This is a genomic window from Streptomyces sp. NPDC020490 (genome assembly GCF_044335305.1).
In the GTDB taxonomy this organism is placed as follows: domain Bacteria; phylum Actinomycetota; class Actinomycetes; order Streptomycetales; family Streptomycetaceae; genus Streptomyces.
Map to the genome: position 1 here is coordinate 1 of NZ_JBIRUY010000014.1, position 21376 is coordinate 21376.

Consider the following 21376-nt stretch of genomic DNA (forward strand, 5'->3'; position numbering starts at 1 on the left):
CAAGCTCCGCTGCAGCACCACCCGCATCACCGACCTGGTCAAGGCCGTACTCGCCCTTCACCTGGCCACGTCAAGCTGAGGTTGGAAAAGCCTCACTGGGCATGACGCCGGACAGAAAGGCGAGCATATATCCGGCGTACAGCCCGGTGCAAAGGAGGGCGAGGATTTCCAGCGCTTTCGACATGCCGATCATTATCGACACTCCTTGCCCGCCTGCACAGGCCTGTTCCGGAACTGACAGAAGCGGGTCACCGGGGGTTTCCGGGGAGCAGCCTTCAGGCCCTACGAAGGGGGTACAGCGGCGGTACGACGGCGGTACGGCGAGGGCCCGACGGGCTTGCGAGAGGGGGAAGTTCGCCCTGATACTGGCCAGCGGGGTTCTCACACTGCGGGGCCTGCTGCGGGGTCTCGGCGCACCAGGGCTCTGGTTTCGAGTGGGGCGACGCAGCCGTACTCGGGGCCTTGCACGGACGGGTGCGGTTGTACTCGGTACTCGGCCTCGATGAAGCGGAAGATGTCGATGCGGGCAGCCTCACGGGATTCCCGGACGGTGGTCCCGATTTCTGCTTTCAGCAGGCCGAGAAGGGTTTCGGCCGACAGACTCCGCCGAGCGCGACTTCCGTTCTGCATCGTCTTCCGATTCGCGAAGAAGGCGGCCGCTTTTCCCAGCACCTCGATCTCTGCTCCTGCTCGGGCACCTTCCGCGGCAGCCGGACCAGCCCCTCGCGCCCGGCGCCGGTCAGCACCGGCCGGGCCTCGGCCGGTCGACCGCGACCTGCTTCACCCGGCCAAGCAGCCCCTCGGCGCTGACCCCGAACTGCCGGGCCACCCGCGTCACCGTCCGCCCGGAAGAACGGATGCGGGCGCGCTCATCGCGTTCGGCGGCCAGAACGTCACGGTGGCGGGGTTCGCCCCCGAGGGTGGGTCGCGGTGAAGCACAACTCGGCCCCAGCGGCGGACTCGCCCGCTGCCAGGCAGTCCTCGAAGCCCGGAGCCGACCCAGCCGGCGTCGCCCAGTGGATCAATCAGGCGCACGGCGCATCCGGACAGCCGCCGACAAGAAAGGCCCACGCCGAGGGCCTTCGACATCATCACCTACGAACACGCAGCAAGGACCTCGACCTTACGGTCGAGGTCCTTGCTTTTGTGCTACTACTGCGAGTGTCCGAGGGGGGACTTGAACCCCCACGCCCGATAAAGGGCACTAGCACCTCAAGCTAGCGCGTCTGCCATTCCGCCACCCGGACCAGGTGTCTGCCGCCCGGCCGGGGTCTTCCCCCGCGGCGACGAGGACAACAATACCAAGCTTTCGGGGTGCCTTTCACCTGCGTTTTCCGTCCGGTGCGGGCCGCGGTGAGGACTGTGCGCGTGCGTGCGCGTGGTACGACCGTCGCGTGTGCTCGGTGTGTTCGCGCATGAGCGCCGCGGCGCGCTGTTCGTCCCGGGCGGCGATGGCGGCGGTCAGCTCGCGGTGCTCGGCCCAGGACTGCCGGCCGCGCTGCCGGGCCACGGGCGTGTAGTACCAGCGCGCCCGGCGGTCGACCTGCGCCGCCAGGTCGGCGAGGACCGCGTTGCCGGCCAGCTCCATGATCTTGGCGTGGAACCGGGCGTTCAGGCGGACGGCCGCTTCGACGTCGTCGGCGGCGACGGCCTGCTCGCCCTCGGCACACAGCTCCTCCAGCACGGCGGCGCCGTCGCGGTCCGCGTCCGCAGCGGCGAGCCGGGCCGCCTCGGCCTCCAACAACGTACGGACGGTGAGCAGTTGGTCGGCCTCCTGCTCCGTCGGCTCGTGCACGAACGCGCCCTGGGCGGGCCGCAGATCGACCCAGCCCTCGGTGTTCAGCCGCTGCAGCGCCTCGCGCACGGGCTGGCGCGAGACACCGAGACGGCCGGCGAGTTCGCTCTCGACCAGGTGCCGGCCGGGCTGGAGGGCGCGCGTGGCGATGAGTTCGAGCAGTGCCTCGTAGACGCGGTCGCGCAGCGGGCCGGGCCGTTCCAGCCTGGGCACCGCTCCCTGCGGCAGCCCTGTCGGCAGCATCGGGCGGTCCCCCTCCTGGCAGCGCGGGACAACGGCAGTCGGAAAGCCGGTACGAACTGTCTTTCGTCCACAGCCTACGGCGCGCACATGGGCGGAGCGGGGGCGGACGGCCCGCCGCCGGGGCCGTCAGGGACAGCGTACGACCTGGCCCGCGTACGACAGGTTGCCGCCGAAGCCGAACAGCAGGACCGGGTCCCCGGTGCCGATCGCGCCGCGTTCGACCAGCTTGGACAGGGCGAGCGGGATGCTCGCGGCCGAGGTGTTGCCGGAGTCGGTGACGTCGCGCGCGACGACCGCGTTGACGGCGCCGATCTTCTCGGCGAGGGGTTCGATGATGCGCAGGTTCGCCTGGTGCAGGACGACCGCGGCGAGGTCCTCGGGGGCGAGCCCGGCCCGTTCGCAGGCCCCGCGCGCGATCGGGGGCAGCCGGGTGGTGGCCCAGCGGTAGACGCTCTGTCCCTCCTGCGCGAACCGCGCCGGCTGCCCCTCGATGCGCACGGCGTGCCCCATCTCGGGCACCGAGCCCCACAGCACGGGCCCGATGCCGGGCTCCTGCGACGCCTCCACCACCGCGGCCCCCGCCCCGTCGCCGACCAGCACGCAGGTCGTGCGGTCACTCCAGTCGGTGACGTCGGACATCTTGTCGGCGCCGACCACCAGGGCGCGGACCGAGGCGCCGGCGCGCACGGCGTGGTCGGCGGTGGCCAGGGCGTGGGTGAATCCGGCGCACACGACGTTGAGGTCCATCGCGGCGGGCGAGGACATGCCGAGCCGGGCGGCGACCCGGGCGGCGGTGTTGGGCGAGCGGTCGACCGCGGTGGAGGTGGCGACCACGACCAGGTCGATGTCGCCGGGGGCGAGACCCGCCGCCGCGAGCGCCTTCGCGGCGGCGTGGGCGGCCAGTTCGTCTACGGGTTCGTCGGGTCCGGCGATGTGACGCGTGCGGATGCCCACCCGGGTCCTGATCCACTCGTCGCTGGTGTCGACCAGAGCCGCCAGGTCCTCGTTGGTGAGCACCTTGGCGGGTTGGTAGTGGCCGACGGCGGTGATGCGCGAGCCGTTCATCGGGTGGGTCCCCCTCGTTGCCTGGGTAACGGGAGCCCTCAGTCTGATCAGTGACCCGTGAGTACGGCGGCAGCCGAGGCGACAGGATTCGGCCGCCCGGGTTGTCGGCTTCCGTCAGGCCCTCGGACGACCGAGCAGCCGGCGAAGGTGCGCGCCTGCCGCGGAGCGCGCTGCGACCCCACCCTCCATGTGCAGGACAATGACTATCCGCATCAAGGCCGCTCCGGCCACCAGCACGTACAGAACCGGGACTGAGACACGACATGGGACGAGTCACGGAACGACGCAAGGTGATCCGCATCCGCAACGGGGCCGTCTCCACGCGCCCGGACACGCTGGTCGCCGAGGAACCGCTGGAGATCCGGCTGAACGGCAGGCCCCTCGCGATCACCATGCGCACCCCGGGCGACGACTTCGCCCTCGCCGCCGGCTTCCTCGTCAGCGAGGGCGTGCTCGCCGAGCGGCAGGACCTGCGGAACATCGTGTACTGCGCGGGCGCCACGGCGGACGGGCACAACACCTACAACGTGGTGGACGTGCAGACCGCGCCCGGCGTCACGATCCCCGACATGACCCTCGAACGGAACGTCTACACCACGTCGTCCTGCGGTCTGTGCGGCAAGGCCAGCCTCGACGCGGTGCGGACCACCGCCCGCTGGCCGATCGCCGACGCTCCCCCGGTCCGGCTCGAGCCCGCACTGCTCGCGAGCCTCCCCGACCGGCTGCGCGCGGCCCAGCGCGTCTTCGACCGGACCGGGGGGCTGCACGCGGCCGCCCTGTTCGCGGAGGACGGCGAGCTGCTCGACGTACGGGAGGACGTGGGCCGGCACAACGCCGTCGACAAACTCGTCGGCCGCGCCCTGCAGAACGGGGACCTGCCGCTGACGCGGGCGATCCTGCTGGTCTCGGGCCGCGCCTCCTTCGAACTGGCGCAGAAGGCCGTGATGGCCGGCATCCCGGTGCTCGCGGCGGTCTCCGCGCCGTCCTCGCTGGCCGTCGACCTGGCCGCGGAAACCGGCCTGACCCTGGTGGGCTTCCTGCGGGGCAGCTCCATGAACGTGTACGCGGGCGAGGACCGCCTGACGTATTGACTGATTGACTGCCCGGTCATCTCCGGGGCATCTCAGCCGATGCCGAGGGCACGGCCGGGCGGCGGCCGCGGGCTCCGGCCTGCGGCTGTGCCCATGGACCGGGTGTCCTCGTGGGCGGCGGACGCCGCGCTCACCGGCGAGTTCGCCCGCTACGGCGACGACGCCGCCCGCACCGACGACTGGACCGGCGGCGACGGCACCCACTCGGTGCGGCTGCCGGACGGCCGGGTGCTGTGGCTGTTCTCCGACACCTGCCTCGGCCGGGTGCACGGCCCGCCCAACCCGGCCGGCGAGTCCTCCGCCTGGCGGGACACGAGCGCGCCGCTGGTGCGCGAGTCGGTCGTGCGGGTCCTCGACCAGGGGCTGGTGCCCGACCCGACCGGCAGGCCGAGCCCCGTCCGGCTGCCTCGGCGGCGTACCTGGCGCGGGTGCGGAGGGCAGGCTCGCCGATCCCGCCGCCTGGCGGTACCGGCAGGGGGCGGGGAGGGGGCCGCGGTGGGCAGCACGTTCTCGGTGCTGCGCCGGGGCGGGACGTATCTGCCGTTCACCATGGCCGCGGGCGCGAGGGGGCACGAGGGGCACGACCACCCTGACGTCCGACTGGGCCCGCTCAGCCACGACGTCAACCGGACGGAGACGCAGGGCGCCCCGGCGAGCATCAACGCGGACGTGGGGTCGTACCGACCGCGGTTCGTGACGCTGCGCCTGACTCCGTCGCGGTGACGTCCTCGACGGGGTCGTGGGAGCGGCGCTTGGCGATCACCGCGCAGACCATGAGCTGCATCTGGTGGAAGAGCATCAGCGGCAGCACGGCCAGCGAGGCGTGGGCGCCGAACAGGACGCTGGCCATCGGCAGTCCGGAGGCCAGGGACTTCTTGGAGCCGGCGAACTGGATGGCGATCCGGTCCCCGCGGCCGAAGCGCAGGGCCTTGGCGCCGTACCAGGTCAGGGCCAGCATCACCGCGAGCAGGACCGCCTCGACCGCCAGCAGGCCGCCGAGCCTGGCCGGGCTGACCTGGTGCCAGATGCCCTGGACCATGCCCTCGCTGAAGGCGGTGTAGACGACGAGCAGGATCGAGCCGCGGTCGACCAGCCCGAGGACCTTCCGGTGGCGGGCGACGAAACCGCCGATCCAGGGGCGCAGCAGTTGCCCGGCGAGGAACGGCACCAGCAGCTGGAGCACGATCTTGACGAGGGAGTCCGCGGAGAACCCGCCGCCGCTGTTGCCGAGCAGGGCCGCCGCCAGCAGCGGGGTGACGACGATGCCCACCAGGGAGGAGAAGGAGCCCGCGCAGATCGCGGCGGGGACGTTGCCGCGGGCGATGGAGGTGAAGGCGATGGACGACTGGATCGTCGACGGGACGAGGGTGAGGAACAGCAGGCCCTCGTAGAGCGGGCGGGTCAGGAGCCCCGGGACGAGACCGCGGGCGGCCAGGCCGAGCAGCGGGAAGACGACGAAGGTGCAGGCGAGGACGGTGACGTGCAGCCGCCAGTGCCTCAGTCCGTCCAGTGCCTCCCGGGTGGACAGCCGGGCACCGTAGAGGAAGAACAGGAAGGCGATCGCGGCGGTGGAGGCACCGGAGGCGACGTCCCCTGCGGTCCCGCGCGCCGGGAAGAGGGCCGCGAGGCCCACGGTCCCGATCAGCAGCAGGATGTACGGGTCGATCGGCATCCAACGCGGCCATTGCAGGGGTTTCACGGTGCTCCACTTGCTGGTCTGTTGCGACGGTGGGGGGCGGTGATCCCCTCTCCATGGTCCCCCTCGGGCGGGTGATCGGGAATCCGTCATACCGCTCTGACTGTGATGTCGTTCCGTGATGACCGGTTATCGTGTTCGGCGTGTACGACACCTCCCACCTGCGCACTTTCCTGGCGGTCGCGCAGACTCTGAGCTTCACGCAGGCCGCGCGGCGGCTCGGGCTGCGCCAGTCGACCGTCAGCCAGCACGTGCGGCGGCTGGAGGACAGCGCCGGACGGCAGCTGTTCAGCCGGGACACGCACTCCGTGGAGCTGACGGAGGACGGCGAGGCCATGCTCGGGTTCGCGCGCCGGATCCTGGAGGTGCACGAGCAGGCGGCGGCGTTCTTCGCGGGTACCCGGCTGCGCGGCCGGCTGCGCTTCGGCGCCTCCGAGGACTTCGTGCTGACCCGGCTCTCGGAGATCCTGGAAGCCTTCCGGCACGACCACCCGGAGGTCGACCTGGAGCTCACGGTGGAGCTGTCCGGCATCCTGCACGAACAGCTGGCCGCCGGAAAGCTGGATCTGGTGCTGGCCAAGCGGCTGCCGGAGGACCCGCGCGGTGAACTGGTGTGGCACGACGAGCTGGTGTGGATCGGGGCGGAGCGGCTGCGCCTGGACGCGGACCGCCCGGTGCCGCTGATCGTGTTCCCGCCGCCGGGCATCACCCGCGCCCTCGCCCTCCAGGCGCTGGAGCGGCAGGGGCGCCCGTGGCGCGTGGCGTGCACCAGCACCAGTCTCAACGGGCTGATCGCGGCCGCGCACGCGGGCCTCGGGGTGATGGCGCACTCCCGGCGGCTGATCCCGCCGGGCCTGGTGCGGGTGCCGGACCGGGCGGGGCTGCCGGAGCTCGGCCAGGTCGACTTCGTCCTCCTGCACGACCGCCGCCGCGCCGCCGCCCGCGGCGCGGCCGAGGCGCTGGCGTCGGCCGTCCTGGCGGCCGGCGACCGGCTGCACCGCAGGTAGGGCCACCGGCTGCACCGCAGTAGGGCCACCGGTCGCGGCGGAGCGGCGGCCGGGGCGGCGACGGGCTCGCTGTCAAAGACGGGCCGGCCGGGGCGGATGGTGCCGGAGTGACGGAACCGGGCCCGGCGGCGCAGACAGAGGAGACGGCCGCGCGCGCGGAGGACGCGGACGACGCGGCCGGGGTGGACACGCGGGCGCGTGATCGGGTCGTACAGATTCGGTGGAGATTACGGTCCCGAAACTTACTGAATGGTCAGTTCCCTGTCCGACCCTTCCGCATGTGCGCGTATTTTCCGGCACTGACCAGCACATATCTGAGCGTTTCTCGGGTTCTGGCCCTCTCCCGCCCCGCCCCGGGGTGGGGTAGCTTTCACGGCGCCGTACGGAGCGTCACCAGGACCGGGGAGCGGGGTTTGCGCGAGTTCACCAACCCTCCGTTGGCGTTGCCACCGCCGGTGGGCGGGCTGGCCGACGTCGTCTTCCGGCGTGCCCAGGACGATCCGCTGCACATCGCCCTGGGCCGCAAGGACGACAGCGGGGCGTGGCGGGACGTGACCTCGGCGGAGTTCCGGGACGAGGTGCTGGCCCTCGCCAAGGGGCTGCTCGCCCAGGGCATCCGGTTCGGCGACCGGGTCGCGATCATGTCCCGCACCCGCTACGAGTGGACGCTCTTCGACTTCGCGCTGTGGACGATCGGCGCCCAGGTGGTGCCGCTCTACCCCACCTCCTCGGCCGAGCAGTGCTTCTGGATGCTGTACGACGCCGAGTGCATGGCCGCGATCGTGGAGCACGAGGACCACGCGATGACGATCGCCACCGTGATAGACCGGCTGCCGCGGCTGAGCCGGCTGTGGCAGCTGGACGCGGGGGCGGTGCGGGAGCTGTACGACGCCGGCGCCCACCTCGACGACGACGTGGTGCACCGCCACCGGCAGGCGGTGACGCCGGACTCGACCGCGACGATCATCTACACCTCGGGCACCACGGGCCGCCCGAAGGGCTGCGTGATCACGCACGGCAACCTCATGTACGAGGCGGACACGGCCATCGAGCGCTGGGAGCCGGTGTTCCACTCGAAGAAGGGCGACGAGGCGTCCACCCTGCTGTTCCTGCCGCTGGCGCACGTCTTCGGGCGGATGGTGCAGGTCGCCGCGGTCCGGGGCGGGGTCCGCTTCGGCCACCAGCCCCAGTTGCACGCCGCGGCCCTGCTGCCCGATCTGGCCGCGTTCCGGCCGACGTTCATCCTCGCGGTGCCGTACATCTTCGAGAAGGTGTTCAACTCCGCCCGCCGCAAGGCCGAGAAGGAGGGCAAGGCCGGGGCCTTCGAGAAGGCCGTCGACGTCGCCGTGAAGTACGCGGACGCGGTGGAGGCCAAGGCGTGGGGCATCGGGCCCGGACCGACGGCCGGTCTGCGCATGCAGCACCAGCTCTTCGACAAGCTCGTCTACTCCAAGGTGCGGGCCGCGATGGGCGGCCGGATCCGCAACGCCATGTCGGGCGGCTCGGCGATGGACCGCAGGCTGGGCCTGTTCTTCGCGGGCGCGGGCGTGCAGATCTACGAGGGGTACGGGCTGACCGAGACGACGGCCGCCGCGACCGCCAACCCGCCCGAGCGCACCCGGTACGGCACGGTCGGGCAGCCGATCCCGGGCGTCACCGTGCACATCGCCGACGACGGCGAGATCTGGCTGCGCGGCCCCAACGTCTTCCAGTGCTACCTCAACAACCAGAAGGCCACCGACGAGACGTTGCACGACGGCTGGCTGGCCACCGGCGACCTGGGCTCCCTCGACGGCGACGGCTACCTCACCATCACCGGCCGCAAGAAGGAGATCCTGGTCACCTCCGGCGGCAAGAGCGTCCCGCCCGGGGTGCTGGAGGAGCGCGTCCGCGACCATCCGCTGGTCAGCCAGTGCATCGTCGTCGGCAACGACCGCCCGTACATCGCCGCTCTGGTCACCCTCGACCAGGAGGCCGTCGAGCACTGGCTCACCATGCGCGGCAAGCCGCGGATGACGCCGGCCGAGCTGGTGCGCGACCCGGACCTGGAGGCGGAGGTGCGGCGGGCGGTGGTCGCCGCCAACACCCTTGTCTCGCAGGCGGAGTCGATCCGCACCTTCCGCATACTGGCGCAGCCGTTCACCGAGGAGCACGGTCTGCTGACCCCGTCCCTGAAACTCAAGCGGAAGGCCATCGAGAAGGCGTACGCGAGCGAGGTCGAGGCGCTGTACCGGGTGTAGCGGTGGATCCGGTGGGCGGATTCCGGTGTCAGGAATGCATCACGGCCCGTGATCGTTGACCATGGGGAGTATCACCTGACACGCGACCGTAAGGATCAAGAGCTCGTGAGCAGCAAGGTCCCCCCGATCACCCTCAACAGCGGCGTCGAGATGCCCCAGCTGGGCTTCGGCGTCTGGCAGGTGCCGGACGACGAGGCGGAGCGGGCTGTCGCCACCGCGTTGGAGGCCGGGTACCGCAGCATCGACACAGCGGCGATCTACGGCAACGAAGCGGGCACGGGCCGGGCGATCGCCGCCTCCGGCCTCCCCCGCGAGGACGTCTTCGTCACCACCAAGCTCTGGAACTCCGACCAGGGGTACGACGCCACGCTGCGCGCCTTCGACGTGTCGCTGGCGAAGCTCGGCCTGGACTACGTCGACCTGTACCTCATCCACTGGCCGACGCCGGCCCGGGACAAGTACGTCGACACCTACAAGGCGTTCGAGAAGCTGCACGCCGACGGCCGCGTGCGGGCCATCGGCGTCTCCAACTTCGAGCCGGAGCACCTGCGGCGGCTGATGGCCGAGACGTCGGTGATCCCGGCCGTCGACCAGATCGAGCTGCACCCGCACCTGCAGCAGCACGCGGCCCGCGAGTTCCACGCGGAGCAGGGCATCGCCACCGAGGCGTGGTCGCCGCTCGGTTCCGGCAAGGGCCTGCTGGAGGTCCCGGCGATCGTCGCCATCGCGCAGAAGCACGGGCGCACCCCGGCCCAGGTGGTGCTGCGCTGGCACCTCCAGCTCGGCAACATCGTGATCCCGAAGTCCGTGACGCCGGCCCGGATCAAGGAGAACATCGAGGTGTTCGACTTCAGTCTGGACACCGAGGACCTGGCCGCGATCAGCGCGCTGAACGAGGACCGGCGCCTGGGCCCGGACCCGTCGACGTTCGACGTGGCCTGACCCGCAGGTCGGCCGGAGGCCGCCCGCCCCTGTCCGGGACGGGCGGCCTCCGGCGTGACCGGGTCAGTTGGGCCGGCCGATCGGCCGGACGACGACGGTGTTGACGTCGACGCCGTCCGGCCGGCGGATCGCCCACACGACGGAGTCGGCGATCTGGTCGGCGGTGAGCAGCCTGCCCGGCGGCAGGCTGCCGTAGCCGTCCCAGAACGGCGTCTCGACGCGGCCCGGGGCGATCAGCGTCACCCCGACGCCCCACTCGGTGACCTGGCGGCGGGTGTTCTCCGCGAGCCCGGTCACCGCATTCCCCCATTCTCGGCTTCGCTCGAGCGGGCGGTACCCCCATGGTGGCGCCGTAGACGTTGCCCGGGGTGGGCACGAAGCCGGCCACGCTGCCGACCAGCACGATCCGGCCCCGGGTCTCCCTCAGGGCGTCGATGGACGCGCGGATGAGCAGCGCGGGGCCGAGCACGTTGGTCAGCACCATGTCGGTCCAGCCCGCGGGGTCGCCGTCCGCGACCGAGTCATGGGTGGCGTAACCGGCGTTGGCGACGACCGTGTCGAGCCGGCCGAACTCCTCGATCGAGCGTGGCGGTCACCGCGGCCTGCACGTCGGCGTACTCGGCCGAGTTCCCGGTGATCGTCAGCAGCCCGTCCGGGTGGCCGAGTCCGACGGCGAACTCCCGCAGTGGTGATACCCCCTGAAGTCCCTTGATGTCCGCGGGAGTTCATCACTTGGAGCGCTCTCGAAGTCAAGGCCCGGCGTGGTTCAACGGGCGTGGTTCACCCGGGGCGGACGGCGGTGTGCACCGTGTGGGTGGCCAGCACGAACACGTCCGGACGGTGGTGCACGCTCGCCCGGTCGCCGGGGTCGAGGAGACGGTCGAGGGTGGCGCGGTCGTCGGCGTCCAGGACGTCGCCGAACGCCTCCCGCAGCCGGGACAGGCTCGCGGCGACGTAGGCCCGGGCGCGGTCGGGGGCCGGTGCGGGCAGGTCGAGGAGGAAGCTGCGGGTGCGCGCGTGCGTCAGGCCCGCACCGGTCAGCAGGGCGGGCCAGTCCTCCACCTCGGCGACGGAGCCGGGCAGATCGGCCCGCATCCGGGCGAACCGCTCGGCCTCCAGGGCGTCCAGCCGGGCCTCGAGACCCGGGCGCCCGAAGCCGAGGTCGCGCGGCAGGTACCGGGGCGGCAGCCCGCCCTCCATGATCGCGAGTCTGCCGCCGGGCGCCAGCCGGCGTGCGAAGGCGGCGAGGGCGGCGCGCTGGTCGCCCAGGTGGTGCAGGCTACGGCCCGCCCACAGCAGGTCGGCAGGGTAGTCCAACTCGTCCAGGACATCGGGGAGTTCACCGGCCAGGGTGTCGAACCGGTCGGCGTACCCGAGCCGGGCGGCCCGGCCCCGGGCGCGCTCCAGGAGTGGCTCGGAGCTGTCGACGGCCAGCACGCGGGCGCCGGTGAACGTCTCCGCGAACAGGCACGAGACGACTCCGGGACCGCTGCCCGCGTCGACGATCAGACCCGGCTCGGTCACCTCCTTGCCGAGCCAGAAGAGTGCCTGCTCGTACAGGGGGGTGAACAGTTCGGCCTGGGCCTCGAGGAACGGGGCCAGCTCGGCCCAGTCGATGTCCGTGTGGTGCCCGTGGGCGGGGTGGCCGTGGTCGTGGCCGCCGTCGTTCTCGTGCCGGCCGTGGTGGCCGTGGTCCGGGTGTGCCATGGTCGTCAGCCTCTCGTCCTGGGATGCCGCCAGCGTGCTCCGGCGCACCGGAGGGGGCCACTTCTGTTGCGGGCGCGGCAAAAAACGAGATGCGCGGGACGCACGGTCCCGCGCGAGCCGGTGGACGACGAGACCGGCGGCGAGTTCGCGATCCGCCGGGGTCCGGCCCAGGAGGGGCGACCCCGGCGGATCACCGGTGACCGGCCGGGATGTGGTTCACCGACCGGTCACCGCGTTACGGCGCCACCGCACTGCCGTGCTACGGCAGCGGCGGGTAGGCGTTCTGCATCAGCTGCTGGAACTGGGCGGAGAACCAGTGCCCGGACAGCGGCGCGTTGGGCAGGGCGCCCGACATGCTGTTGCCGTTGCGGGCGTTGCCCGTGTAGGTCGGGTCGCACATGCGGTCGAAGCCCTTGCCCTCGTCGTTCGCGATGGCGCTGCTGGAGCCGTCGGACTCACCCGGGGGCTTCATCCAGACGTAGGCGTCGATGCCGGCCGCGGGGCTGGCCTGCGGGCGCTCACCGAGGCCGGCGCCGGCCTGGTTGCACCAGTTGCCGATGTGGATACGGCGGTCGTAGCGGCCGCCGTCGACGTAGGCGTCGACGCTGGTCGTCGGGCCCGCCGAGGTGGGCCGGGCGGTGCCGCCCCAGCCGTTGCGGGAGGTGTCGATCAGCATGCCGATGTTGGAGTTGAAGCCGACCGAGACCAGCTGGTTGCGGAAGGCCTGCGCGAAGGAGAGCTCGTCGACGTAGCGGTTCCAGTCGACCCACTTCGACTGGCGCACGGAGGTCCCGTTCACCGAGTCGTTGATGGTGAAGTGGTCTTCCTTCAGGGCGCTGTAGTTGGCCGTGTTGGTGATAAAGCCGGCGACGTCGTCGACGGTCGCGCCCTCACTGGTGGCCGCCTGCTTGAACACGTTGGCGGACGCGCCGAAGTTGTCGTCCCAGCCGATCCAGCCGTGGTGGCCGGCGTCGAGGTAGTTGTAGACGTTCGAGATCGCGCCGAGCTTGGCGAGCGCGTAGCCGACGCCCTTGATGTAGTTGCCGTTGGCGAGCATGGTGTCGCAGTTGGCGGTGGCGGTGGGCCGGCTGCCGGTGTTGGTGACGAGGTTGGGCAGCGAGTCGATCTCGATGGTGGTGACGATCCGCAGCGAGGCGTACTTCGGGTCGGCCAGGATCGTCGCGATCGGGTCGATGAACTGCGTCTTGTACTTGTCGATCTCCGTCGGGCCGAGTTCGCCGTTGGAGGCGAGGGCGGCGCAGTCACGGCCGGGCAGGTCGTAGATGACCAGCTGGACGACCTCTTCGTTGCTGCCCTTCTGCGCGAGGGCCTTGTCGAGGTGGTCGCGCAGGCCCATGCCGCCGTTGACCCCGTTGATCGCGGCGATGCGGTCCAGCCAGACGCCGGTGGGCTGGTTGGAGACGCGGCTGCCGCCCGGTTCGGCGGCGGCCTTCGCGGACCACTCCGGGTTCACGTACACCTTGGCGCCGGCGTACGGGTTGTCGACGCGGCCGCTCGGGTCGGTGCCGCCGCCGTTGTCACCGCCGCCGCTGCCGTCGTCGACGTTGCAGGTCACGCCGTCGAGGGTGAACGTGCCCGGCAGCGCGTTGGTGCCGCTGTAGGTGCCCTGGAACCCGAAGCTGGCCGAACCGCCGGTCGCCAGGCTCCCGTTGTAGGACTCGTTGTTCGCCGTCACGGCGGTGCCGCTCTGGCTGATCTTGGCGTTCCAGTAGTTGGTGATCTTCTGGTTGCCGGCGTAGGACCACTTCAGCGACCAACTGCTCTTGGCTGCGCCGTTGTTCGTCACCGTCACGGCGGCGGTGAAGCCGGTGTCCCACTGGTTCTGCACCGTGTAGTCGACGGTGCAGGGGATGGCGGACAGGCCGGCGTCCACCGGGACGACGGCCGTCGCCGTCCCTGCCGTCCCGGCGACCAGCGCCAGGGCGGCGAGTATCGATGTTCTCGTGCGGCTCATGAAAGCGGGTTTCCTGTTCTGTCGGGGGATCAACCGTTCAGCGCGCGCAAGTGGTCGCGCAGCCCCGCGCCGTACGACGTGGGGGTACCGTCGTAGGCGGAGATGAGTGAGGGACCGGAGGAGCAGTCCCAGGTGTTCCAGGTCCAACCGAGGTAGGAGAGCCCCCGGTCGTCGAACCACTTCATGACCTGGTCGACGAAGGAGTGCGAGCAGGTGTTCTCACCGATCTCCCCGGCCACCAGCGGCACCTGGGCCGCCACCGGAGCGAGCGTGGAGTTCCAGCAGCTTTCGTTCGAGCAGGTGTTGAAGTTGTAGACGTGATAGGCGGCGACGAGATTGCCCGTGGGGTCGCTGGGCTTGTACGTCAGCCACTGGCTCAGGTCGTTGGAGTAGGCGAGCCCGCCGGCCAGGACGACGTTCTTCGCGCCCGTGGCACGGACGGCGTCGACCAGGTCCTGCATGCCGGCGACCTCGTAACCGATGCCGGGGCAGTTGCCGCCGTCCCGCCAGCACTGCCACGCCTGGGTGGTCGTGGAGGTGGCGCGGTCCGGATAGGGCTCGTTGAACAGGTCGAAGGCGACGGCCGGATCGTCCTTGAAGGTGCTCGCCACCGAGGACCAGAACGACGGCGAGTACTGCATGTCCGGCATCGGCTTCTGGCAGGTGGCGTGCACGTCGGAGCAGCCGGCCGAATTGCCGGTGTACTGGCCGTAGCTCCAGTGCAGTTCGACGATCGGCGTCATGCCGTGCGCCTCGACGCGGGCCACCAGGTCCTTGACGGCGGCCACGTAATTGGCACCGCCGTACTCGGGCTTGATGTTGGAAAGGCCCAGCCAGCACTCCTCGTTGAGAGGAATGCGGACCGTGTTGGCCTTCCAGTCCGCGATCGCCTTGACCGCGGCATCGTCGACGGGACCGTCCCAGATGCCGTAGCCCTGCACGCACATGAACTCGCCGCCGGAGCGGTTCACACCGAGCAGCCGGTGGTTCGTTCCCCCCGCGTCCACGAGCTTGTTGCCCGAGACGTGCAGCGCGGGCGCCGTGCCGCCGCCCGTGCCGGGCGGGTCGCTCGGTGTAGGCGTCGGTGTCGGCGTCGGCGACGGTTCGGCGTCGACGTTACAGGTGGTGCCGTTGAGCGTGAACGACGCCGGCGCGGCGTTGTTCCCCGACCACGAGGCGATGAACCCGGCGCTGACGCTCGCGCCGGTGGCCAGGGAGCCGTTCCAACTCTCGTTGGCAGCTGTCACCTTGGTGCCGGACTGGGACCACTTGGCACTCCAGCCCTGGGTGACCTTCTGTCCGCCGGAGAAGTCGAAGCCGAGGCTCCAGCTGCTCAGCGCGGCCGAGTTGTTGGTGATCTTCACGGCGCCCTGGAAGCCGTCCGCCCACTGGCTGGTGACGGAGTACTCCACCGAGCACGCGGGCGTGGCTCCCTGCGCCGTGACGGCCGGCACGGTGATCGCCCCGAGGAGGGCGGTCGCGCCGGCAATGGCTAAAAGTGCTGAACGCGGGGGGTGTCGCATGAGCGACTCCTTGCAGATCAGGCGCACCGTAACCGGCGCGTCGACTGATGGAATCGCTCCCACTGGTGACCAAGAAGCTAGCGCCAAGTGACCGAACTGAACAGAGGGTGACAGAAACTTTCTTGACTTGTCCTTGTCACAGAGCCGTCGAATCTTTTCGACTCTTCGAACATCTTGACCGCCCCTGCCCTCATCCCCACTATGGGAGCGCTCCCACTGGTTCAAGGCTTGTTGCTCCTCCCCCCTCTCCGAGCCGCAAGGAGGAACCGGCACATGCATTCCAGACGCAGACGCCGCGCCGCATGGGCGGGACCGCGGCGCCTGTGGACCGCCGCCCTGGCGGCCCTCGCGCTCCCGTTGGCCATGCTGTCGACGGGCTCAACGACCGCCCACGCGGCGGCACTTCAGTGCAGCGTCGACTACAAGACGAACGACTGGGGCTCCGGCTTCACCGCGGACCTGACGATCACCAACCGCGGTACGGACGCCATCGACGGCTGGACACTGACGTATTCCTACTCGGGCAACCAGAAGCTCAGCAACGGCTGGAGCGGCACCTGGTCCCAGTCGGGTCAGCAGATCACGGTGAAGGACGCCGGGTACAACGGGAAGGTGGCCGCGGGCGCCGCCGTCTCCACCGGCGCGCAGTTCACCTACAGCGGCACCAACACCGCGCCCACGAGTTTCGCGATCAACGGCACCACCTGCGCCGGCGCCCACCAGCCGCCGGTCACCGTGCTGACCAGCCCCACCGCGGGCGCCGTCTACACGCAGGGCGACGCGGTCCCGCTCGCGGCCACCGCCGCGGCCGCCGACAACGCGACGATCAGCAAGGTCGAGTTCTACGACGACACGACGCTGCTGGGCACCGACACCAGCTCGCCGTTCACCCTCTCGGCCTCCGGCTTGACCGTGGGCAGTCATTCTCTGGTGGCGAAGGCGTACGACAGCCTGGGCGCGTCCGCCGAGTCCACGCCGGTCGGCATCACGGTCGCCTCCGGTCCCGCGGTGGTCGCATCGCCGACCCAACTCGGCGTCCAGCAGGGCAAGTCGGGCACGTACGAGGTGAAGCTGTCCACTCAGCCCTCCTCGAACGTCACCGTGACGACGGCCCGCGCGAGCGGCAACTCCGGCCTGACGGTGTCCGGCGGGACGACCCTCACCTTCACGCCCTCCAACTGGAACACCGCGCAGCAGGTGACCGTCACCGCCGACTCCTCCGGCACCGGCTCGGCGACCTTCGAGTCGACGGCGACCGGCCACTCCAAGGCCACCGTCACCGTCACCGAGCTGGCCGCCTCCAAGGCGTACGACGCCCGCTTCCTGGACCTCTACGGGAAGATCACCAACCCGGCGAACGGCTACTTCTCGCCCGAGGGCATCCCGTACCACTCGGTCGAGACGCTGATCGTGGAGGCGCCGGACCAGGGCCACGAGACCACGTCGGAGGCGTACAGCTACCTGCTGTGGCTGCAGGCCATGTACGGCAAGGTCACCGGTGACTGGTCCAAGTTCAACGGCGCGTGGGGAATCATGGAGAAGTACATGATCCCCACCCATGCCGACCAGCCCACCAACTCCTTCTACAACGCGTCCAAACCGGCCACCTACGCGCCGGAGCTGGACACCCCGAACGAGTACCCGGCCAAGCTGGACACCGGCGTGTCGGTCGGCTCGGACCCGATCGCGAGCGAGCTGAAGAGCGCCTACGGCACGGACGACGTCTACGGCATGCACTGGATCCAGGACGTCGACAACGTCTACGGCTACGGCAACGAGCCGGGCAAGTGCGAGGCGGGGCCGACGGCGACCGGACCGTCGTACATCAACACCTTCCAGCGCGGTCCGCAGGAGTCGGTGTGGGAGACGGTTCCGCAGCCCACCTGTGACGCCTTCAAGTACGGCGGCACGAACGGGTACCTGGACCTGTTCACCGGCGACTCGTCCTACTCCAAGCAGTGGAAGTACACCGACGCCCCGGACGCCGACGCCCGTGCGGTGCAGGCCGCCTACTGGGCCGACGTGTGGGCGAAGCAGCAGGGCAAGGGCAGTGACGTCGCCACCACGGTCGGCAAGGCCGCCAAGATGGGCGACTACCTGCGCTACGCCATGTACGACAAGTACTTCAAGAAGATCGGCAACTGTGTCGGCCCGTCCACCTGCGCGGCCGGGACCGGCAAGGACGCCTCGCACTACCTGCTCTCCTGGTACTACGCGTGGGGCGGCGCCACGGACACCAGCGCCGGCTGGGCCTGGCGCATCGGCTCCAGCCACGTCCACGGCGGCTACCAGAACCCGCTCGCCGCGTACGCGCTCAGCAGCTACGCGGACCTGAAGCCGAAGTCGGCGACGGGCGCGGCGGACTGGAGCAAGTCGCTTTCGCGGCAGCTGGAGTTCTACCAGTGGCTGCAGTCGTCCGAGGGCGCCATCGCGGGCGGCGCGACCAACAGCTGGGCGGGCCGGTACGCGACCCCGCCGTCGGGCACGCCGACCTTCTACGGCATGTACTACGACTGGCAGCCCGTCTACCACGACCCGCCGTCCAACCAGTGGTTCGGCTTCCAGGCGTGGTCGATGGAACGGGTCGCCGAGTACTACCAGCAGACGGGTGACGCCAAGGCGAAGGCGGTGCTCGACAAGTGGGTGAAGTGGGCGCTGTCCAAGACCACGATCAACCCGGACGGCACCTACCAGATCCCGTCGACGCTCCAGTGGTCCGGCCAGCCCGACACCTGGAACCCGTCGAGCCCCGGCTCCAACAGCTCGCTGCACGTCACCGTCGCCGACTACACCAACGACGTCGGTGTGGCCGCCGCGTACGCCAAGACCCTGACGTACTACGCCGCCAAGTCCGGTGACGCGACGGCCAAGTCGACGGCGAAGGCGCTGCTGGACGGTATGTGGGCGAACTACCAGGACGACCTGGGCGTGGCCGTCCCGGAGACCCGCGCCGACTACAACCGCTTCAACGACACCGTCTACGTCCCGAGCGGCTGGAGCGGGAAGATGCCGAACGGCGACACGATCAACTCGTCGTCGACGTTCTCCTCGCTGCGTTCGTTCTACAAGAACGACCCGGCCTGGTCGAAGATCCAGAGCTACCTCGCGGGCGGAGCCGCGCCCGTCTTCACGTACCACCGTTTCTGGGCCCAGGCGGACATCGCCCTGGCCATGGGCTCGTACGCGGAGCTTCTCGAATAGCCCCCGCCGAGCGCTCCGCGGGAAGGGCGGCACCGCGACCGCCGCCCTTCCCCGGAACCGCTTGAAGGCTCCGTGTGCGTGGCCTCGCCACCTGACGGCGAGGCCGACCTGCCGGGCGGCCCCCACCTGCACTGGGGACCGCCCGGCACTCGCGCGTCTTCCCCTGTTGTCCCCCGCTCAGGAAGGACGTCCCACCGTGCGAAGAACCCGCATCCTCACGGCCGTGCTGGCGCTCGCCGCCGGTCTGCTCGCGGGCACCCCGACCGCCCTCGCGGCCGGCAGCGCGCCCAAGGCGACGCTCACCGCCGACACCTACACCTGGCACAACGCCCGCATCGACGGCGGCGGTTTCGTGCCCGGCATCGTCTTCAACCGCACCGAGAAGAACCTGGCCTACGCCCGCACCGACATCGGCGGCGCCTACCGCTGGCAGCAGTCGACGAAGACCTGGACGCCCCTGCTGGACTCGGTCGACTGGGACCACTGGGGGCACACCGGCGTGGTCAGCCTCGCGTCGGACTCCGTCGACCCGGACAAGGTGTACGCGGCCGTCGGCACGTACACCAACAGCTGGGACCCGGGCAACGGCGCCGTGCTCAGATCCGCCGACCGGGGCGCCGGCTGGCAGAAGACCGACCTGCCCTTCAAGCTGGGCGGCAACATGCCCGGCCGGGGCATGGGCGAACGTCTGGCGATCGACCCGAACAAGGACAGCGTGCTGTACCTGGGCGCGCCCAGCGGCAAGGGCCTGTGGCGGTCGACGGACTCGGGCGTGACCTGGTCGCAGGTGACGGCGTTCCCCAACCCCGGGAACTACGCGCAGGACCCGAGTGACACCTCCGGCTACGGCTCCGACAACCAGGGCATCGTCTGGGTCACCTTCGACGAGTCCACGGGCACGTCGGGCAGCGCGACGAAGACGATCTACGTCGGGGTTGCCGACAAGGACAACGCGGTGTACCGCTCGACGGACGCCGGCGCGACCTGGACCCGGCTGGCCGGGCAGCCGACCGGATACCTGGCGCACAAGGGCGTGCTGGACGCCGAGAACGGCTACCTGTACCTCGCCTACAGCGACAAGGGCGGCCCCTACGACGGCGGCAAGGGACGGCTGTGGCGGTACGCGACTGCGACCGGCACCTGGACGGACATCAGCCCGGTCGCCGAGGCGGACACCTACTACGGCTTCAGCGGGCTGACCGTCGACCGGCAGCACCCGGGCACGGTGATGGCGACGGGCTACAGCTCCTGGTGGCCGGACACGCAGATCTTCCGCTCCACGGACAGCGGCGGGACCTGGACCAAGGCGTGGGACTACACGTCGTACCCGAACCGCGTGAACCGCTACACCATGGACATCTCCTCCTCGCCGTGGCTGTCCTGGAACGCGAACCCGTCACCGCCCGAACAGGCCCCGAAACTCGGGTGGATGACCGAGTCGCTGGAGATCGACCCGTTCGACTCGAACCGGATGATGTACGGGACGGGCGCGACGGTCTACGGCACCGAGGACCTGACCAAGTGGGACAGCGGGAGCCAGTTCACCATCAAGCCCATGGTGCAGGGGCTGGAGGAGACGGCCGTCCTCGACCTCGCCTCTCCCCCCTCGGGCGGCGCCCAGTTGTTCAGCGCGCTCGGTGACATCGGCGGCTTCCGCCACACGGACCTGACCAAGGTCCCGTCGATGATGTACACCTCGCCGAACTTCACCACGACCACCAGCCTCGACTTCGCCGAGACGAACCCGAACACGGTCGTGCGCGTCGGCAACCTGGACTCCGGCCCGCACATCGCGTTCTCGACGGACGACGGCGCCAACTGGTTCGCCGGCACCGACCCTTCGGGCGTCAGCGCCGGCGGAACGGTCGCGGCGGCGGCCGACGGCAGCCGCTTCGTGTGGAGCCCCGACGGCACCGGCGTGCAGTACACGACCGGCTTCGGCTCGTCCTGGTCGGCGTCGAGCGGCATCCCCGCCGGCGCGATCGTCGAGTCCGACCGGGTCGACCCGAAGACCTTCTACGGCTTCAAGTCGGGGAAGTTCTACGTGAGCACGGACGGCGGCGCCACCTTCACGGCGTCCTCCGCGAGCGGCCTGCCGAGCGGTGACAGCGTCCGCTTCAAGGCGCTGCCCGGCACGAAGGGCGACGTGTGGCTGGCCGGCGGGGCGAGCGGCAGCGCGTACGGCCTGTGGCACTCCACGGACGGCGGGGCGAGCTTCACCAAGCTGGCGAACGTCGACCAGGCCGACACGATCGGCTTCGGCAAGGCGGCGACGGGAGCGTCGTACCAGACGCTCTACACCAGCGCGAAGATCGGCGGGGTGCGGGGCATCTTCCGCTCCACCGACAAGGGCGCGAGCTGGACCCGCATCAACGACGACGCCCACCAGTGGGCCTTCACGGGCGCCGCGATCACCGGCGACCCACGGGTCTACGGGCGGGTGTACGTGTCGACGAACGGGCGCGGGGTGATCTACGGCGACACCTCCGACACCGGCGGGGGCGACACCGGCGGCGGCACGGACCCGACGCCCACGCCGACCGGAGCCTGCACGGTGACGTACAAGATCACCAACCAGTGGTCGGGCGGTTTCCAGGCGGACGTGCAGCTGAGCAACACGGGGTCCAGCGCCTGGAGCGGCTGGTCGCTCGGCTGGTCCTTCCCGGACGGCCAGCGGATCTCCCAGCTGTGGAACGCCGACTTCACCCAGTCGGGCGCCGCGGTGACCGCGAAGAACGTGACCTGGAACGCCAATGTGGCGGCCGGGTCGTCGGTGAGCTTCGGCTTCACCGGGAGCTGGTCGGGCTCGAACACGAAACCGGCCTCGTTCAAGCTGGGCGACCAGGAGTGCACGGTCGCCTGACCGGCCGGTGGGTGCGCGCACCGCGGGG

15 protein-coding genes, 1 tRNA gene and 1 pseudogene are annotated in these 21376 nt (G+C 70.5%); 7 read left to right on the forward strand and 10 right to left on the reverse strand.

The features are described 5' to 3' along the window. Positions 1–70: 70 nt before the first annotated feature. The 5 genes from ACH4ZX_RS16675 to ACH4ZX_RS16695 all read right to left on the reverse strand — a co-directional run bounded on the left by ACH4ZX_RS16675 (position 71) and on the right by ACH4ZX_RS16695 (position 3103). Entirely contained in the window at positions 71–193 is a 123-nt protein-coding gene (locus ACH4ZX_RS16675) for a hypothetical protein (RefSeq protein ID WP_398272739.1), read from the reverse strand. A gap of 188 nt (positions 194–381) precedes the next feature. Next, positions 382–672 carry a hypothetical protein gene (locus ACH4ZX_RS16680; protein WP_398272741.1) on the reverse strand — a complete coding sequence of 97 codons (291 nt, stop codon included), beginning with the start codon at positions 670–672 and terminating at the stop codon, positions 382–384. A 490-nt stretch (positions 673–1162) separates the two neighbouring features. After that, positions 1163–1247 (reverse strand) — tRNA-Leu (locus ACH4ZX_RS16685). 74 nt (positions 1248–1321) lie between these two features. Next, positions 1322–2038, reverse strand: a complete 717-nt coding sequence (locus ACH4ZX_RS16690) for a GntR family transcriptional regulator (RefSeq protein ID WP_398272742.1) — start codon at positions 2036–2038, stop codon at positions 1322–1324. Positions 2039–2164: 126 nt separating this feature from the next. Beyond that, positions 2165–3103 (reverse strand): beta-ketoacyl-ACP synthase III, encoded by a 939-nt coding sequence (locus tag ACH4ZX_RS16695; protein WP_360754420.1) that lies wholly within the window; start codon positions 3101–3103, stop codon positions 2165–2167. Positions 3104–3366: 263 nt separating this feature from the next. On the opposite strand from ACH4ZX_RS16695, the gene fdhD reads away from it, so the two are divergent. Continuing rightward, positions 3367–4194: a formate dehydrogenase accessory sulfurtransferase FdhD gene (gene fdhD / locus ACH4ZX_RS16700; protein WP_398272744.1), complete on the forward strand. Its 828-nt coding sequence runs from the start codon at positions 3367–3369 to the stop codon at positions 4192–4194. Positions 4195–4287: 93 nt separating this feature from the next. Beyond that, positions 4288–4917, forward strand: a complete 630-nt coding sequence (locus tag ACH4ZX_RS16705) for a hypothetical protein (RefSeq protein ID WP_398272746.1) — start codon at positions 4288–4290, stop codon at positions 4915–4917. Here the strand turns inward: ACH4ZX_RS16705 and ACH4ZX_RS16710 are convergent. Further along, entirely contained in the window at positions 4853–5866 is a 1014-nt protein-coding gene (locus ACH4ZX_RS16710; protein ID WP_398272748.1) for a bile acid:sodium symporter family protein, read from the reverse strand. The genes ACH4ZX_RS16705 and ACH4ZX_RS16710 overlap by 65 nt on opposite strands. A 167-nt stretch (positions 5867–6033) precedes the next feature. Here ACH4ZX_RS16710 and ACH4ZX_RS16715 point away from each other — a divergent pair, with 167 nt between their 5' ends. The 3 genes from ACH4ZX_RS16715 to ACH4ZX_RS16725 all read left to right on the forward strand — a co-directional run bounded on the left by ACH4ZX_RS16715 (position 6034) and on the right by ACH4ZX_RS16725 (position 10079). Further along, on the forward strand, positions 6034–6897 hold the full coding sequence (locus tag ACH4ZX_RS16715; protein ID WP_398272750.1) for a LysR substrate-binding domain-containing protein: 864 nt from the start codon (positions 6034–6036) through the stop codon (positions 6895–6897). A gap of 413 nt (positions 6898–7310) precedes the next feature. Continuing rightward, entirely contained in the window at positions 7311–9137 is a 1827-nt protein-coding gene (locus tag ACH4ZX_RS16720; protein WP_398272752.1) for an AMP-dependent synthetase/ligase, read from the forward strand. Between the two features lie 105 nt (positions 9138–9242). Then, complete coding sequence (locus ACH4ZX_RS16725) at positions 9243–10079, forward strand: aldo/keto reductase (RefSeq protein ID WP_398272754.1); 837 nt, start codon at positions 9243–9245, stop codon at positions 10077–10079. A gap of 63 nt (positions 10080–10142) precedes the next feature. Here ACH4ZX_RS16725 and ACH4ZX_RS16730 read toward each other — a convergent pair. The 4 genes and pseudogenes from ACH4ZX_RS16730 to ACH4ZX_RS16745 all read right to left on the reverse strand — a co-directional run bounded on the left by ACH4ZX_RS16730 (position 10143) and on the right by ACH4ZX_RS16745 (position 15284). After that, positions 10143–10792: pseudogene (locus ACH4ZX_RS16730) on the reverse strand (SDR family oxidoreductase). 67 nt (positions 10793–10859) lie between these two features. Further along, on the reverse strand, positions 10860–11786 hold the full coding sequence (locus ACH4ZX_RS16735; protein WP_398272756.1) for a class I SAM-dependent methyltransferase: 927 nt from the start codon (positions 11784–11786) through the stop codon (positions 10860–10862). 259 nt (positions 11787–12045) lie between these two features. Beyond that, positions 12046–13761, reverse strand: coding sequence for a glycoside hydrolase family 6 protein (locus ACH4ZX_RS16740; RefSeq protein ID WP_398272757.1), 1716 nt, complete (start codon positions 13759–13761; stop codon positions 12046–12048). A gap of 29 nt (positions 13762–13790) precedes the next feature. Further along, on the reverse strand, positions 13791–15284 hold the full coding sequence (locus ACH4ZX_RS16745; protein ID WP_398272759.1) for a cellulase family glycosylhydrolase: 1494 nt from the start codon (positions 15282–15284) through the stop codon (positions 13791–13793). Positions 15285–15557: 273 nt separating this feature from the next. Between ACH4ZX_RS16745 and ACH4ZX_RS16750 the strand changes: the two genes are divergently transcribed. Beyond that, positions 15558–18485 (forward strand): glycoside hydrolase family 48 protein, encoded by a 2928-nt coding sequence (locus tag ACH4ZX_RS16750; protein WP_398272761.1) that lies wholly within the window; start codon positions 15558–15560, stop codon positions 18483–18485. Between the two features lie 196 nt (positions 18486–18681). After that, positions 18682–21348: a cellulose binding domain-containing protein gene (locus tag ACH4ZX_RS16755; RefSeq protein WP_398272763.1), complete on the forward strand. Its 2667-nt coding sequence runs from the start codon at positions 18682–18684 to the stop codon at positions 21346–21348. Positions 21349–21376 lie beyond the last annotated feature (28 nt).

Excerpts from the sequence above, each read along its gene's own strand:
- fdhD (WP_398272744.1), top strand. The coding sequence starts at position 3,367 with ATGGGACGAGTCACGGAACGACGCAAGGTGATCCGCATCCGCAACGGG.
- ACH4ZX_RS16710 (WP_398272748.1), bottom strand. The coding sequence starts at position 5,866 with ATGCCGATCGACCCGTACATCCTGCTGCTGATCGGGACCGTGGGCCTC.
- ACH4ZX_RS16675 (WP_398272739.1), bottom strand. The coding sequence starts at position 193 with ATGATCGGCATGTCGAAAGCGCTGGAAATCCTCGCCCTCCTTTGCACC.
- ACH4ZX_RS16745 (WP_398272759.1), bottom strand. The coding sequence starts at position 15,284 with ATGCGACACCCCCCGCGTTCAGCACTTTTAGCCATTGCCGGCGCGACC.
- ACH4ZX_RS16735 (WP_398272756.1), bottom strand. The coding sequence starts at position 11,786 with ATGGCACACCCGGACCACGGCCACCACGGCCGGCACGAGAACGACGGC.
- ACH4ZX_RS16740 (WP_398272757.1), bottom strand. The coding sequence starts at position 13,761 with ATGAGCCGCACGAGAACATCGATACTCGCCGCCCTGGCGCTGGTCGCC.
- ACH4ZX_RS16695 (WP_360754420.1), bottom strand. The coding sequence starts at position 3,103 with ATGAACGGCTCGCGCATCACCGCCGTCGGCCACTACCAACCCGCCAAG.
- ACH4ZX_RS16705 (WP_398272746.1), top strand. The coding sequence starts at position 4,288 with ATGGACCGGGTGTCCTCGTGGGCGGCGGACGCCGCGCTCACCGGCGAG.
- ACH4ZX_RS16750 (WP_398272761.1), top strand. The coding sequence starts at position 15,558 with ATGCATTCCAGACGCAGACGCCGCGCCGCATGGGCGGGACCGCGGCGC.
- ACH4ZX_RS16690 (WP_398272742.1), bottom strand. The coding sequence starts at position 2,038 with ATGCTGCCGACAGGGCTGCCGCAGGGAGCGGTGCCCAGGCTGGAACGG.